We start from the raw sequence: 13,272 nt of genomic DNA on the forward strand, positions 1-13,272 counted from the left end.
ATGTCATCGAGCTCGTTTCGTCATTCTCTGCGTCGTTTGTGGGGCCAGGACAAGTTCAGTTATGCCATCCGGGTGACCATCGCCCTCACCGGCAGCATGGCCTTGTGTTGGTATCAAGATGAAATGAAGCTGTTGATCCCGCTGTTTCTGGGGATCATAGCCAGCGCCCTGGCCGAGACCGACGACGGCTGGCAGGGCCGCCTCAGCGCCCTGCTGGTGACCCTGGCCTGTTTTGCCATCGCCGCGCTGTCGGTCGAGCTGCTGTTCCCCTACCCCTGGATTTTTGCCTTCGCCCTGGCCCTGGCGGCGTTCTGCCTGACCATGCTCGGCGCCTTAGGCGAGCGCTATGGCGCGATTGCCTCGGCGACCTTGATCCTCTCGGTGTACACCATGATCGGCGTCGACCAGCGCGGCGGCGAGGTCACCGACTTCTGGCACGAGCCCTTGCTGCTGGTGGCAGGCGCTGCCTGGTATGGGCTGCTGTCGGTGCTGTGGCAGGCGCTGTTCTCCAATCAGCCGGTGCAGCAGAGCCTGGCCAAGCTGTTCTACGAGCTGGGCCGCTACCTCAAGCTCAAGGCCAACCTGTTCGAGCCAATTCGCAACCTTGAAGTGGAATCGCGACGGCTGGACCTGGCCCAGCAGAACGGCAAGGTGGTCGCAGCCCTCAACGCCGCCAAAGAGATCATCCTGCACCGGGTCGGCAACAGCCAACCCAACTCGAAGGTCAGCCGCTACCTCAAGCTGTATTTCCTGGCCCAGGACATTCACGAGCGCGTGAGTGCCTCGCACTATCCGTACAACGCTCTGGCCGAGGCGTTTTTCCACAGCGACGTGATGTTCCGCTGCCAGCGCCTGCTGCGCCAGCAAGGCTCGGCCTGCCAGCAGCTGTCGGAATCGATCCGCATGCGCCAGCCGTTCGTCTACGGCAGCGGTTTTGCCGAGGCGCTGGAAGACCTGCACGCCTCCCTGGAACACCTGCGCATCCAGAGCAACCCAGCCTGGCGCGGCCTGCTGCGCTCGCTGCGGGCGCTGGCTGGCAACCTCGCCACGCTGGACCGCCTGCTCGCCGACGCCAGCAACCCGGATGGCCTTGCCGATGCCAGTGACAGCAGCCTGCTGGACCGCTCGCCGCGCAACTTCAAGGACGTCTGGAGCCGCCTGCGCACGCAGCTGACGCCGACTTCGCTGCTGTTCCGCCATGCTCTGCGCCTGCCGCTGGCGCTGTCGATCGGCTATGGCATGGTGCATCTGATTCACCCGACCCAGGGTTACTGGATCATCCTCACCACGCTGTTCGTCTGCCAGCCCAATTATGGCGCGACGCGGCGCAAGCTGGTGCAGCGGATTTTCGGCACGGCGATCGGCCTGACGGTCGGCTGGGCGTTGTTCGACCTGTTCCCCAACCCGGTGGTGCAGTCGTTGTTCGCGGTGGTTGCCGGGGTGGTGTTCTTCGTCAACCGCACCACCCGCTACACCCTGGCCACGGCGGCAATCACGCTGATGGTGCTGTTCTGCTTCAACCAGATCGGCGACGGTTACGGCCTGTTCCTGCCGCGCCTGTTCGATACCCTGGTCGGCAGCCTGATCGCCATTCTGGCGGTGTTCCTGTTCCTGCCCGACTGGCAGGGGCGGCGGCTGAACAAGGTGCTGGCCAATACCCTGACCTGCGCCAGCGAGTACCTGCGCCAGATCATGCAGCAGTATGCGTACGGCAAGCGCGACGACCTCGCCTATCGCCTGGCCCGGCGCAATGCGCACAACGCTGACGCAGCGCTGTCGACTACTCTGGCCAACATGCTGATGGAGCCTGGCCACTTCCGTAAGGAAGCCGATGTCGGTTTCCGCTTCCTGGTGCTCTCGCACACCTTGCTCAGCTACCTGTCAGGACTAGGTGCGCACCGCGATACGGCGCTGCCGCCAGAGGTCCACGAGCAACTGATCGACGGTGCCGGGGTCAGCCTGGCCAACAGCCTCGACCAGATCGCCAACGGCCTGGCCGCGCGCCTGCCGGTGGCGATTCACAGTGATGAAGAAGAAGCCTTGGCCAATGCCCTCGAGCAGATGCCGGACGAGCTGGATGAGCATCAGCGCCTGGTGCAGACGCAGCTGGCCTTGATCTGCCGCCAGCTCGGCCCGCTGCGGACCATGGCCGCGCACTTGATCAAGGAAAGTGCGCCGAGCTGAGCCAAGGTTCTAGAAGCCATGCTGGCGCAGCAGGCGCTGATAGCTGCCATCGGCCTTCATGGCCGCAATCGCGCGCTCGAAGCGCTGCACGATCTGCCGATGTTGCGGGTGCTGCAGGCTGACCAGAATGTGCAGGCTGTTCTCAGCCAGCGGCGGATCGACAAAACTGACCGAGTCACGTACTTGCTGCGGCTCGCGCTGCAGGTTGTAACGTGCAACATACTCGTCTTCCACTGCCAGCTTGACCCGCCCGGCCGCCAGCATGCGCACAGCTGAGGAGAAATTGCGCACCTGTACCTTGCTCAGGCGGCTGTCATCGTCGAAGCTCGGCGAATAGGCATAGCCGCGCACCACGGCGATGCTGTAGGGGTACAGGTCAGCCTGGCGCTGATAAGTGAAGGCCTCACCCTGACGCTTGAGCAAGCGGATACGGTTACCCAGGTAGGCACTTGAAAACTGCCCGATCTGGGTGCGCGATTCGTTGTACCAGGCGTTGACCAGCACGTCGTAACGTCCTTCGCCCAACCCTTTCAACGCCCGCGCCCAAGGCACTTCTTCGTATTCACTGGTAAAGCCTGCGCGCATCAGCGCCGTGGTCACCAGGCTGGTCGCTAGGCCACCGCCGGGCATGCTGGCGTCGGTGAACGGCGGCCAGCTGTCGGCAACCAGACGCAGTTTTTGCTCTGCAGCTGCAGGCGAGGCCAGCAACGCCAGCAACAGCCCGGCAAGGCACAGCAGTGGCCGCATGCACGAATCCTTTTGGCAATGGGGGGCTCCCGCGGATGACGGTAACATGTGCTCCGTCATACTGAGCAGAATACAGATCCGCGGTGCTGCCGACAGCGGGCAATGATGTCAAATGGCCTCTATTTTGGCCAAGGCGGCAGATTACTTGCCAAAGCAATAATCAGGCCTCGTTGCGAGGCCCAATTGGTCAGCGTTGCAGCACCTCCAGCACGCAGCGGGCAATCTGCGCATCCTGCACCGCAACGCCGGTCAGATCGGCGAGGGTCAGTTGCCCGTCGTGTTCGCGCCCGGTCGTGTGCCCTGCCAGCACCTCGCCGAGTTCGCTCAGCTGGCTTGGGGCTATCAAACCGGCCTTGAGCGCATGAGACACCTCGCCGTACTGGCTACATTGGCGGCGCGAATCGACAATGATCCGCTGAGCACTGGCGACCAGCTCCACCGCCAGTTCCTGCTTGCCTGATGCATCGGCACCGACCGCGGTGATATGGCTGCCGGGCAGCAGCCATTCACGTTGCAGCAGCGGCTCGCGGGAAGGCGTGGCGCAGACCAGCAGGTTGGCCGCCTCGGCCACTAGCCGCGGTTGCTCGATACAGCGCACAGTGCAGCCCAGCGCCTCGGCAAACGCCCTGTAATCGCGCCGCGCGGCGTCACTACGACCCCACACCAGCACCTCGCGGCAGGCGGTGACTGCCAGCAACTGCTCCAGCTGCAAGCGCGCCTGCATGCCGGTGCCAAGGATGCCGATCGCTTCGACCCGGTTCGGCGCCAGCAACCGTGCCGCGATGCGCCCAGCCAAGGCGGTGCGCATGCAGGTCAACCAACCCTGATCAGCCAGCAGCGCCAACGGCTGGCCGGTGCTGGCACTGAGCACCAGCATCAGCCCGTCGTTGCTCGGCAAGCCCTGCTGCGGGTTGCTGTAGAAACCAGTGGAAACCTTGACCGTGAAGGTCTCACTGCCCTCGACATAGGCCGATTTGATACAGCAGTCGCCATTTGCCTGAGGGAAGCCGAATGCCTGCACCGGTGGCACCTGCACCCGGCCTGCGGAATAAGCGACAAAGCCCAGTTCGATGGCGCACATGGCCTGATGGACATCCAGCGCGGCCATGATCGCCGGCAGCTCGTAGACCTTCATGCGATAGCCTCGAGGTATTTCTCCAGCACGATATTGCGGCCGCACAGCACGACTGCGACTTTCTTGCCGCGATACTCCTCGGCCAGCGCCAGCATGCCGGCCATCGCCACGCCTGCGGCGCCCTCGATGATCCAGCGCTCGCTGGCGGCGACCTCACGCATGGCAGCCTTGATCTGCGCCTCACTGACCAACACACTCTGACTCAACAGCCGTTGGCACAGGCCGAGGGTAACGCTGTCGGGTTCGACGCCGCCGGCGGTGCCATCGGAGATAGTCTCCTCCTCGTCGACCTCGATGATCCGCCCTGCTGCGAGTGAGGCATGCAGGGCTGGTGAGTTGGCTGGCCAGCAACCAACGATGCGGGTTTTCGCCGACAGGCCATGCAGGGCCGCTGCAATACCGCTAATCAGACCACCACCGCCCACAGCCACGAACACCGCATCCAGCTCCGGCTGCTGCTCGAACAGTTCCATTCCGACCGTACCCTGACCGGCGATGATCTGGTAGTCGTTGTACGGCGACACGTACGGTTTGCCTTGCACCTGCGCCTGGCGCCCGGCTTCCAGTTCGGCGCCGAGCGGATCGAGATCAAGGCTGATGACCTCGGCGCCCAGTGCGCGCATTGCTTCCAGCTTGTAGCTGGAGGCCTGCGTGGTGGTGTAGACGCTGACCGGCACGCCCAGTGCCTGGCCGGCCAAGGCAAGGCCCTGGCCGTGGTTGCCGGAGGACGCGGTGATGACGCCACGCTGGCGCTGGGCCGGGTCAAGCAGGCGCAGCTTGTTGCTGGCACCGCGGTATTTGAACGAGCCGGTGTGCTGCAGGTGCTCGCACTTGAGGTAAACCTCACAGCCGCTCAGAGCACTCAGGCGGCTGCTCAAGGTCAACGGCGTGACCGCGACCTGCGGACGCAGCGCGGTGTGGGCTTCAGTGATGGCCTGCTGCAGGGAGCGCAGTGCTTGGTCGTCGATCATCAGTAATGCTCTCGGTGGCAGAGCGCCACCCAGGCAGCGCACTCATATGGAAATTAAATCTACGATAGATTTTATTTCCACGTCACGCAAGCATCAGCGAGCAGGTCGACAGGTGATCAGCTTTCGCGAGCGAGCTTCACGTACTTGTAGACGGTCGCCCGGCCCATGTTCAGCACGTTGGCCACATAGTCATAAGCGCTCTTGCCGCGGAACGCCCCTTCGCCATGCAGAGCCTCGATCAGCTCGCGCTTGTGCTCGCGCTCCAGCGTATTGAGGCTCTGGCTACGTTCGGCCAGCCAGCTGTGCATGAAGGTGTTGATGCGCTCCTGCCAGTCATCACGAAACAGCACTTCAGGCTGCGGCAGCAGGCGGCTGGCCTGGAAGAACACATCCAGCGCCTGCCTGGCCTGCTCCAGCAGCGATACGTTGAAGTTGATGCACAGCAGCGCTTCGGGCTGACCGTTGTCATCGAGCATCACACTGCTGATCGAGCGAATTTTCTGGCCGTCCCAATTGAGCTTTTCGTACGGACCGAGCCGGGTGGCGCCATTGAGGTCGGCAGGCAAGTCGTGCAGCGCCGAGTCGTCGCCCAACTGGCGCTTGGAGATATTGTTGGCGATGTGCACGATGGTCTGGCTGCGCAGGTCATGCACCACCACTTCAGCATGCGGAAACAGCAGCGTGGCGACGCCGTCGGCCATGGCGGCGTAGTTGCTGAAGCGGGGGCTGAGCGCCGGCCGGGGTGCAGACATCGCAAGCATTCCTGAGGGTAAAGCGCGCCATGCTAAGCCAGGCACGCGCGGCAGGGAAAGTGCAGCGGCCGCGAGCGACCCGCTGCAGGTTGATTCAGGGGTAGCCCAGCACCTTACGGATGTGCGCCAGATGCGCGCCGATCCACTGCTTGTCGATCGCGCCCCAGTCGCGGATGCGGTACTGCCCGGCATGGTTGCGGGCGCCGCTCTCCTGCTCGAATTCGCAGATGATGTCGAGGTCGGCCAGCGCAGCGATGGTGTCTTGAGCGGTGCGCCGGGGCATGCCGGTGGCTTCGGTCAACGCCGGCACGCTGGCGGCGGTCTGGCTGTCGATCAGCCAGGCGACGTACAGGCGGCGGTAGAAGCTGCTCTTGGTCTTGCTCACTTCCATGCTCGGGGTCCTTAGGATTGATTGGGCAGTTCCTGGTAGGTCAGGTAAACGCGCAGGTCGAATTCCAGTTGATGGTAATCCGGCTCCATGTGCTGGCAGAGCTGGTAGAACGCCTTGCTGTGGTCGCGCTCACGCAGGTGCGCCAGCTCATGCACGACGATCATGCGCAGAAACTCTGGCGCGGCGTCCTTGAACAAGGCCGCGATGCGGATTTCTTTCTTGGCCTTGAGCTTGCCGCCCTGCACCCGCGACACAGCTGTATTCAGACCCAGGGCGCGGTGGGTCAGGTCGAGGCGGTTGTCGAACAGCACCTTGTCCAGGTTCGGCGCACTGCGCAGATAGCTCTGCTTCAGTTCCTGAGCGTAGGCGTATAACGCCTTGTCATTCTGCACCTGGTGACGCGCGGGATAGCGCTGGCGCAGGTACTCGCCCAGGCGGTCGCTGGCGATCATCTGCCGCACCTGCTCTTGCAGGTGCGGTGGGTAGGCTTGCAGGTAACGTAGGTCGGTCATGGCACGGCGGTCGATAAAAGCACACGCGATTCTAGCCAATCATTGCCCGGGCCAGTGGAAAAACAACGGAAAGCCGCTCGCATCGGCAGCAGTCATCGGCCGTGCCACCAAAAAGCCCTGCACATAACAGCAGCCGTGCGCCTTCAGCCAGGCCGCCTGGGCTTCGGTTTCCACGCCTTCGGCAATGACCGTGATCGCGTAGTCGGCGCACAGGCCAATGACGCTGCGCACCAACGCCGCATCGCTGGCTGAGTCGGGCAGGCGCGCGACCAGATGGCGGTCAAGCTTGAGTGTGTCGATGGGCAGATCGCGGATCATCCGCAGCGAACAGCCGCCGGCGCCGAAGTCGTCCAGCGCTACTCGCACGCCAAGCTCACGCAGGCGGTTGACCTGCTTCACGGCGGCGTCGACGTTGTACATCAGCGAGGTTTCCGCCACCTCGACCTCAAGCTGCGCCGGGCGCAAGCCGTGCGCCTGGATCACCGCCTGCAGCTCATCGACCAGATTGGGCATGGCGAACTGGACCCGGCTCAGACTGATCCCCAATACCAGGTCATCGGCAAAGCCCGCGCGCCAAGCCTTGCGCTGGGCAGCACCCTGATCGTAGATCCAGCTGGCCAGGCGGCTGATCAGCCGGGTCTCTTCCAGCAACGGGATGAACAAGCCCGGCGGTACATCACCGACGCTGGGGTGCTGCCAGCGCAGTAGCGCCTCGAAGCCACGCAGCTGGCCACCGGCAAACGCCACCTGCGGTTGAAACACCAGGCTGAAATCCTTTTGCTCGATGGCGCTGCGCACGCCGTCTTCGAGCATCAGCCGCGACCGCGCACGGCCGTTCAGCTCCTGATCGTAAAACCGGTATTGCTGACGGCCAGCATGCTTGGCGGCGTACATCGCCGTGTCCGCCGCGCGCAACAGGCCCTCGAAAGTGCCGCCGCAGTCGGGATAGGTGGCGATACCAATGCTGACGCCCAGGGACACATCCACGCCGTCCACCTGGTGGCTGATCGACAGGCGTTCGAGCACCCGCTCGGCGAAGCGCCCGGCCAGCTCTGGATACGGCAGGCCGTCGAACAGAGCCGTGAATTCGTCACCGCCCATCCGTGCCAGCAGCGCCTCGCTGCCCAGGCACTCCTTCAGTTGAGACGCGACCCAGTGCAGGATCTCGTCGCCCGCCTCGTGCCCGAGCGAATCATTGATCCGCTTGAAGCCATCAAGATCCATGTACATCAGTGCCTGGACCTTCTCCGAGTGCTCGTTGCGCAGCAGCGCAGCTTCGGCAGCCTGGTAGAAGCCGCGCCGATTGAGCAGGCCGGTGAGCGGGTCGGTGACCGCCTGCTGTTCCAGCTGCTGGTGCAGGCTGCGCACCACTGACATGTCCAGCAGGGTAATCACCATGGCGTGCTGCTCGCTCGGCAGCGGCGCGCAGGACAACGCCACCGGCACCAGTTGACCGTCGGCGGTGCGCAACTGCGCATCGTGCACGCGGAAGATCTGCCGTTGCTGGTACGCCTTGAAGAAGTCCGACTCGCGCCACAGGCTGGGTATCGCCAGTTGCAGCAGGTCAAGCACGTGAGCGCCCTGGAGCATCTGCACCGGGGTATCCAGCAGGCTTGAGATCGCCGGATTGGCAAAGCTGATGGTGCCGCTCTCATCCACCACCAGGATACCTTCGGCGGCGTTTTCCAGGATCGAGGCATTGAAGGCCCGCGCCGCTTCAAGTTCGCGGGTCAGGCGCTGCAACATGCGTCGGTTGCGCTGCTGCTCGAGCAGGGCCTGCACCTTGGGCTTGAGGATCTGCGGATCGAAGGGTTTGAACAGATAATCCACGGCGCCGGCGGCGTAACCCTTGAGCACGGCATCCTGCGACTGCTCGTTGGCAGTCAGGAAAATGATTGGAGTGAGTCGAGTGCGCTGGCTGCCGCGCATCAAGCGGGCGACTTCAAAGCCGTCCATCTCGGGCATCTGCACGTCGAGCAAAACCAGATCGACTTCATGGCGGAGCAGCGCGCCGAGCGCCTCGGTGCCCGAACAGGCAGTCAATACCTGCCAATCCTGACGGGACAGCAGGGCGCGCATGCTGATCAGGTTCTCTGGGTAATCGTCGACAACCAGCAAGACGGACTTGCCGTCCGTTGCAGTGGGTTGAGCTTCATCCATGCTGCTTCTCTTGTAAGAGCGACTGCTTCCTACCCGTCTACTCTAGACCGCAGTTGGCGGGGTGCAATGGAATCAGAACGCTATCACCGAATTTAGTTTCCCATGCCGACTAACGGTCATCTCGCAGACATAAAAAACCCGCATCGCTGCGGGTTTTTTCAAGCATACAGCCCTGATCAGTTGACCTTGGCAGCCAGCTCACCTTTCAGGTAACGCTGGTACATGCCTTCGAGGGAGATCGGTTTGATCTTCGAGGCATTGCCGGCGGTGCCGAAGGCTTCGTAACGGGCGATGCAGACGTCACGCATGGCCTTGACGGTTTCGCCGAAGAACTTGCGTGGGTCGAACTCGCTCGGGTTGGTCGCCATCAGACGACGCATGGCACCGGTCGAGGCCAGGCGCAGGTCGGTGTCGATGTTGACCTTGCGCACGCCGTACTTGATGCCTTCGACGATTTCTTCAACCGGTACGCCGTAGGTCTCTTTGATGTCGCCGCCGTACTGGTTGATGATCGCCAGCCACTCTTGCGGTACCGAGGAAGAACCGTGCATCACCAAGTGGGTATTGGGGATGCGCTTGTGGATTTCCTTGATGCGGTCGATTGCCAGCACGTCGCCGGTAGGCGGCTTGGTGAACTTGTAGGCGCCGTGGCTGGTGCCGATGGCGATGGCCAGGGCGTCGACCTGAGTCTTCTTGACGAAGTCGGCGGCTTCTTCCGGATCGGTCAGCATCTGGCTGTGATCGAGTACGCCTTCGGCGCCGATCCCGTCTTCTTCACCGGCCATGCCGGTTTCCAGCGAACCCAGGCAGCCCAGCTCGCCTTCTACCGAAACACCGCAGGCGTGGGCCATGGCGACGGTCTGCTGGGTGACGCGGACGTTGTAGTCGTAGTCGGTTGGGGTCTTGCCGTCTTCGCCCAGCGAGCCGTCCATCATCACCGAGCTGAAGCCCAGCTGGATCGAGCGCTGGCAAACGTCAGGGCTGGTACCGTGGTCCTGGTGCATGCACACCGGGATGTGTGGGAACTCTTCGATTGCCGCCAGGATCAAGTGGCGCAGGAAGGGTGCACCGGCGTATTTGCGAGCACCGGCCGAGGCCTGCACGATGACCGGAGAGTCGGTCTTGTCGGCGGCTTCCATGATGGCGCGCATCTGCTCGAGGTTGTTTACGTTGAAAGCTGGAACGCCGTAACCGAACTCGGCGGCGTGGTCCAGCATCTGGCGCATGCTAATGAGTGCCATTGTGTATCTCTCTCCCGACAAGCGTCGTTGTTTCGTGCAAACCTGCCATAGGGCGGTTGCTGTTCATGTTATGTGGGCCGCCGAAGCGACCCGGCCATCACGGTGCCTTGCAGCCCCGCCCTATCAGATCATTGGTTGCTACCCAGTACACCAGGCCTTCTTCGCCGCGCAGATGCAGGGCCAGAACGCCATCGCTGTACAGCGCGCCAGAGGCGCCCGGCTCGGACTTGAGCCGGTAGACCTGGTCATTACCGCCAAGGCGGACATCGACCGAATCCTGGCTGGCATCGGCGAAACGCCAGGATACTTCGGTCTGTGTATCACAGACCCAGCGCGTCCAGGTGTCTGCCGGCGCAGCCGGTGCCGGCTGCAGCAGTGAGCAGCCTGCCAGTGTCGCCAGGGCCATCAGGGCCAATAGCGCTTTCATCCGAAACCCTCGTTATGGGTCCGCTATGCGGCCCCTAATCCAAGACCACAAAACCAGGTTTAGGTTGCCCGCCAATCCATCACGGGCAACCGGGCGCCTTGCGCTGGTGCTCGTCGTCGTACTTTTCCAGGCCGTCCGGACCCAGCCGCTTGTTGATCACCGGCACCGTCTCGGCCTGCCACTGCGACTGGTAACAGCCGCCCGGCACCGCCTGCGACGGCTCGCCATCGGCAGCCGGCCCGCTGGAGCAGGCGCCCAGCAGACAGGCCACGATCATCACCGGCAATTGCTTGAGCATCCGCTCGCTCCCTGCGCCAGGCGCCTTCATGCTCAGGCCTTGGCTCGTTGTTCCAGGATTTCCACGGCAGGCAGAACCTTGCCCTCGACGAACTCGAGGAACGCGCCGCCACCGGTAGAAATGTAGGAGATATCGCTGCCAACGCCATATTTATCGATGGCCGCCAGGGTGTCACCACCGCCCGCGATGGAAAACGCGTCGCTGCCGGCAATGGCCTGGGCCAGTACTTTGGTGCCGTTACCGAACTGATCGAACTCGAACACGCCGACCGGGCCGTTCCACAGCACGGTCTTCGACGACTTCAGCAACTCGGCGAACTGCTCGGCAGTTTGCGGGCCGATGTCGAGGATCATGTCGTCGTCGGCAACCTCGCTGATCAGCTTGATGGTAGCCACGGCGCTCTCGGCGAACTCCTTGGCCACTACCACGTCGACCGGCAGCGGCACGTTGACCTTGGCGGCGATGGCCTTGGCGGTGTCGACCAGGTCAGGCTCGTACAGCGACTTGCCGACTTTGTGGCCAGCGGCGGCGAGGAAGGTGTTGGCAATGCCGCCACCGACGATCAGCAGGTCGCAGACGCTGCTGAGGCTGTTCAGTACATCCAGTTTGGTCGACACCTTGGAGCCGGCAACGATGGCAGCCATTGGCTTGGCAGGCGCTTTCAGGGCCTTGCCCAATGCGTCCAGCTCAGCAGCCAGCAGCGGGCCGGCAGCGGCAACCTTGGCGAACTTGGCCACGCCGTGGGTCGAGCCTTCGGCGCGGTGGGCGGTGCCGAACGCATCCATCACGAATACGTCGCACAGGGCAGCGTACTGCTGCGCCAGCTCGTCGGCGTTTTTCTTCTCGCCCTTGTTGAAGCGCACGTTCTCGAACAGCACCAGCTCACCGGCGGCAACTTCAACGCCGTCGAGATAATCGGCCACCAGCGGTACTTCACGGCCGAGTGCCTTGCTCAGGTAATCAGCCACCGGCTTGAGGCTGTTTTCGGCAGAAAACTCGCCTTCGGTTGGCCGACCGAGGTGCGAGCAGACCATTACCGCGGCGCCTTTTTCCAGGGCCAGCTTGATGGTCGGCAGCGCCGCCAGGATACGCGCATCGCTGGCAACCGCACCGTCTTTGACAGGCACGTTGAGGTCTTCGCGAATCAGTACGCGCTTACCTTGCAGGTCGAGGTCACTCATCTTCAACACGGTCATGAATGCAGTCCTTCAGGGCTGTTTGCTGCGGGTTTGGTGGACGACGTGCAGGAAATGATCAGCAACGTCGAGCATACGGTTGGCAAACCCCCATTCGTTGTCGAACCAGGCCAGCAGGTTCACCAGGCGGGGGCCGGAAACGCGGGTCTGGCTGGCATCGACGATGGCCGAATGCGGGTCATGGTTGAAATCACAGCTGGCGTGCGGCAGCTCGGTGTAGGCCAGCAGCCCTCGCAGCGGGCCGCTCAGGGCTGCATCACGCAGCACCTGGTTGACCTCGGCAGCGGTGGTGTCACGGGCGGTCTGCAGGGTGATGTCCAGGCACGACACGTTGACAGTGGGCACACGCACCGCTTTGGCCTGAATTCGCCCGGCAAGTTCCGGCAGCAGCCGTTCGATGCCACGCGCCAGACCAGTGGACACCGGGATCACCGACTGAAACGCCGAGCGGGTGCGGCGCAGGTCTTCATGGTGATAGGCGTCGATCACCGGCTGGTCGTTCATCGCCGAGTGAATGGTGGTGATCTGCACGTACTCGATGCCGAACGCCTGATCCAGCACGCGCAGCAGCGGCACGCCGCAGTTGGTGGTGCAGGAGGCATTCGACACCAACTGCTCGGCACCGCTCAGGCAAGCCTGGTTGATGCCATAGACGATGGTGGCGTCGACGTCGGCCTCGCTGGCCATCGGCTGCGAGAACAGTACCCGTGGTGCGCCGGCGTCAAGAAAGCGCTGGCCATCGGCGCGGGTGTTGTAGGCACCGGTGCATTCGAGCACCAGGTCAACCTCCAGCGCGGCCCAGTCGATGCCTTCCGGGGTGGCGCTGCGCAACACCTGCACGCAGTCGCCGTTGATATGCAGACAATCGCCATCGACCTTGACCTCGCCGGGGAAGCGGCCATGGGTGGAGTCGAAACGTGTCAGGTATTCCAGGCTGGCCTGATCGGCCAGGTCGTTCAAGGCAACGATCTCGAAGCTCGCAGCCGCCCCCCGCTCAACCAGCGCGCGCAGGACACAGCGGCCAATGCGGCCGTAACCGTTGAGTGCAACTTTGTAGGGACGCTGAGGCATTCGGAGCTCACTAAAGCTTTAGGGCCATTTGGGGCCGCTGCGCGGCCCAATCGCGACACAAGGCCGCTCCTACAGGCACCGCGCTGCCTTATCGACGGCGACGTACCTGTAGGAGCGGCCTTGTGTCGCGATGGAGGGCAAAGCCCCCCCCTTGTCACGACATGGCGGGCATCACTGCCCACCCTGT

At 63.2% G+C, this 13,272-nt stretch carries 13 protein-coding genes; 1 reads left to right on the forward strand and 12 read right to left on the reverse strand.

Annotated features, from left to right (window positions below; genetic code table 11):
- Positions 1-2,184 carry a YccS family putative transporter gene (yccS, locus tag HU736_RS15250; RefSeq protein ID WP_186700698.1) on the forward strand — a complete coding sequence of 728 codons (2,184 nt, stop codon included), beginning with the start codon at positions 1-3 and terminating at the stop codon, positions 2,182-2,184.
- A 9-nt stretch (positions 2,185-2,193) separates the two neighbouring features.
- On the opposite strand, the gene HU736_RS15255 is transcribed toward yccS, so the two are convergent.
- The 12 genes from HU736_RS15255 to epd form a co-directional block, all read right to left on the reverse strand.
- Entirely contained in the window at positions 2,194-2,931 is a 738-nt protein-coding gene (locus tag HU736_RS15255; RefSeq protein ID WP_186700700.1) for a substrate-binding periplasmic protein, read from the reverse strand.
- A 187-nt stretch (positions 2,932-3,118) separates the two neighbouring features.
- Entirely contained in the window at positions 3,119-4,066 is a 948-nt protein-coding gene (locus HU736_RS15260; protein WP_186700702.1) for an ornithine cyclodeaminase family protein, read from the reverse strand.
- The gene (locus HU736_RS15265) at positions 4,063-5,037 is read right to left on the reverse strand and encodes a threonine/serine dehydratase (protein WP_186700704.1); all 975 of its coding nucleotides are present in this window, start codon (positions 5,035-5,037) and stop codon (positions 4,063-4,065) included. The genes HU736_RS15260 and HU736_RS15265 overlap by 4 nt, the downstream gene beginning before the upstream one ends.
- A gap of 116 nt (positions 5,038-5,153) precedes the next feature.
- Complete coding sequence (locus HU736_RS15270; RefSeq protein ID WP_103435802.1) at positions 5,154-5,789, reverse strand: helix-turn-helix transcriptional regulator; 636 nt, start codon at positions 5,787-5,789, stop codon at positions 5,154-5,156.
- Between the two features lie 94 nt (positions 5,790-5,883).
- Complete coding sequence (locus HU736_RS15275; RefSeq protein ID WP_101315797.1) at positions 5,884-6,180, reverse strand: winged helix-turn-helix domain-containing protein; 297 nt, start codon at positions 6,178-6,180, stop codon at positions 5,884-5,886.
- 11 nt (positions 6,181-6,191) lie between these two features.
- Positions 6,192-6,692: a M48 metallopeptidase family protein gene (locus HU736_RS15280; RefSeq protein WP_101315795.1), complete on the reverse strand. Its 501-nt coding sequence runs from the start codon at positions 6,690-6,692 to the stop codon at positions 6,192-6,194.
- Between the two features lie 39 nt (positions 6,693-6,731).
- Complete coding sequence (locus tag HU736_RS15285; RefSeq protein WP_186700706.1) at positions 6,732-8,852, reverse strand: putative bifunctional diguanylate cyclase/phosphodiesterase; 2,121 nt, start codon at positions 8,850-8,852, stop codon at positions 6,732-6,734.
- 176 nt (positions 8,853-9,028) lie between these two features.
- Positions 9,029-10,093: a class II fructose-bisphosphate aldolase gene (gene fba, locus HU736_RS15290; protein WP_101315791.1), complete on the reverse strand. Its 1,065-nt coding sequence runs from the start codon at positions 10,091-10,093 to the stop codon at positions 9,029-9,031.
- Between the two features lie 97 nt (positions 10,094-10,190).
- Positions 10,191-10,520 (reverse strand): MliC family protein, encoded by a 330-nt coding sequence (locus HU736_RS15295; RefSeq protein ID WP_186700708.1) that lies wholly within the window; start codon positions 10,518-10,520, stop codon positions 10,191-10,193.
- Positions 10,521-10,599: 79 nt separating this feature from the next.
- Positions 10,600-10,818: a hypothetical protein gene (locus HU736_RS15300; protein ID WP_103438681.1), complete on the reverse strand. Its 219-nt coding sequence runs from the start codon at positions 10,816-10,818 to the stop codon at positions 10,600-10,602.
- Positions 10,819-10,850: 32 nt separating this feature from the next.
- Positions 10,851-12,014 carry a phosphoglycerate kinase gene (locus HU736_RS15305; protein ID WP_186700710.1) on the reverse strand — a complete coding sequence of 388 codons (1,164 nt, stop codon included), beginning with the start codon at positions 12,012-12,014 and terminating at the stop codon, positions 10,851-10,853.
- Positions 12,015-12,026: 12 nt separating this feature from the next.
- The gene (epd, locus tag HU736_RS15310; protein ID WP_103435798.1) at positions 12,027-13,085 is read right to left on the reverse strand and encodes an erythrose-4-phosphate dehydrogenase; all 1,059 of its coding nucleotides are present in this window, start codon (positions 13,083-13,085) and stop codon (positions 12,027-12,029) included.
- Positions 13,086-13,272: the final 187 nt, after the last annotated feature.

The organism is Pseudomonas shirazensis, assembly GCF_014268785.2.
Lineage (GTDB): Bacteria > Pseudomonadota > Gammaproteobacteria > Pseudomonadales > Pseudomonadaceae > Aquipseudomonas > Aquipseudomonas shirazensis.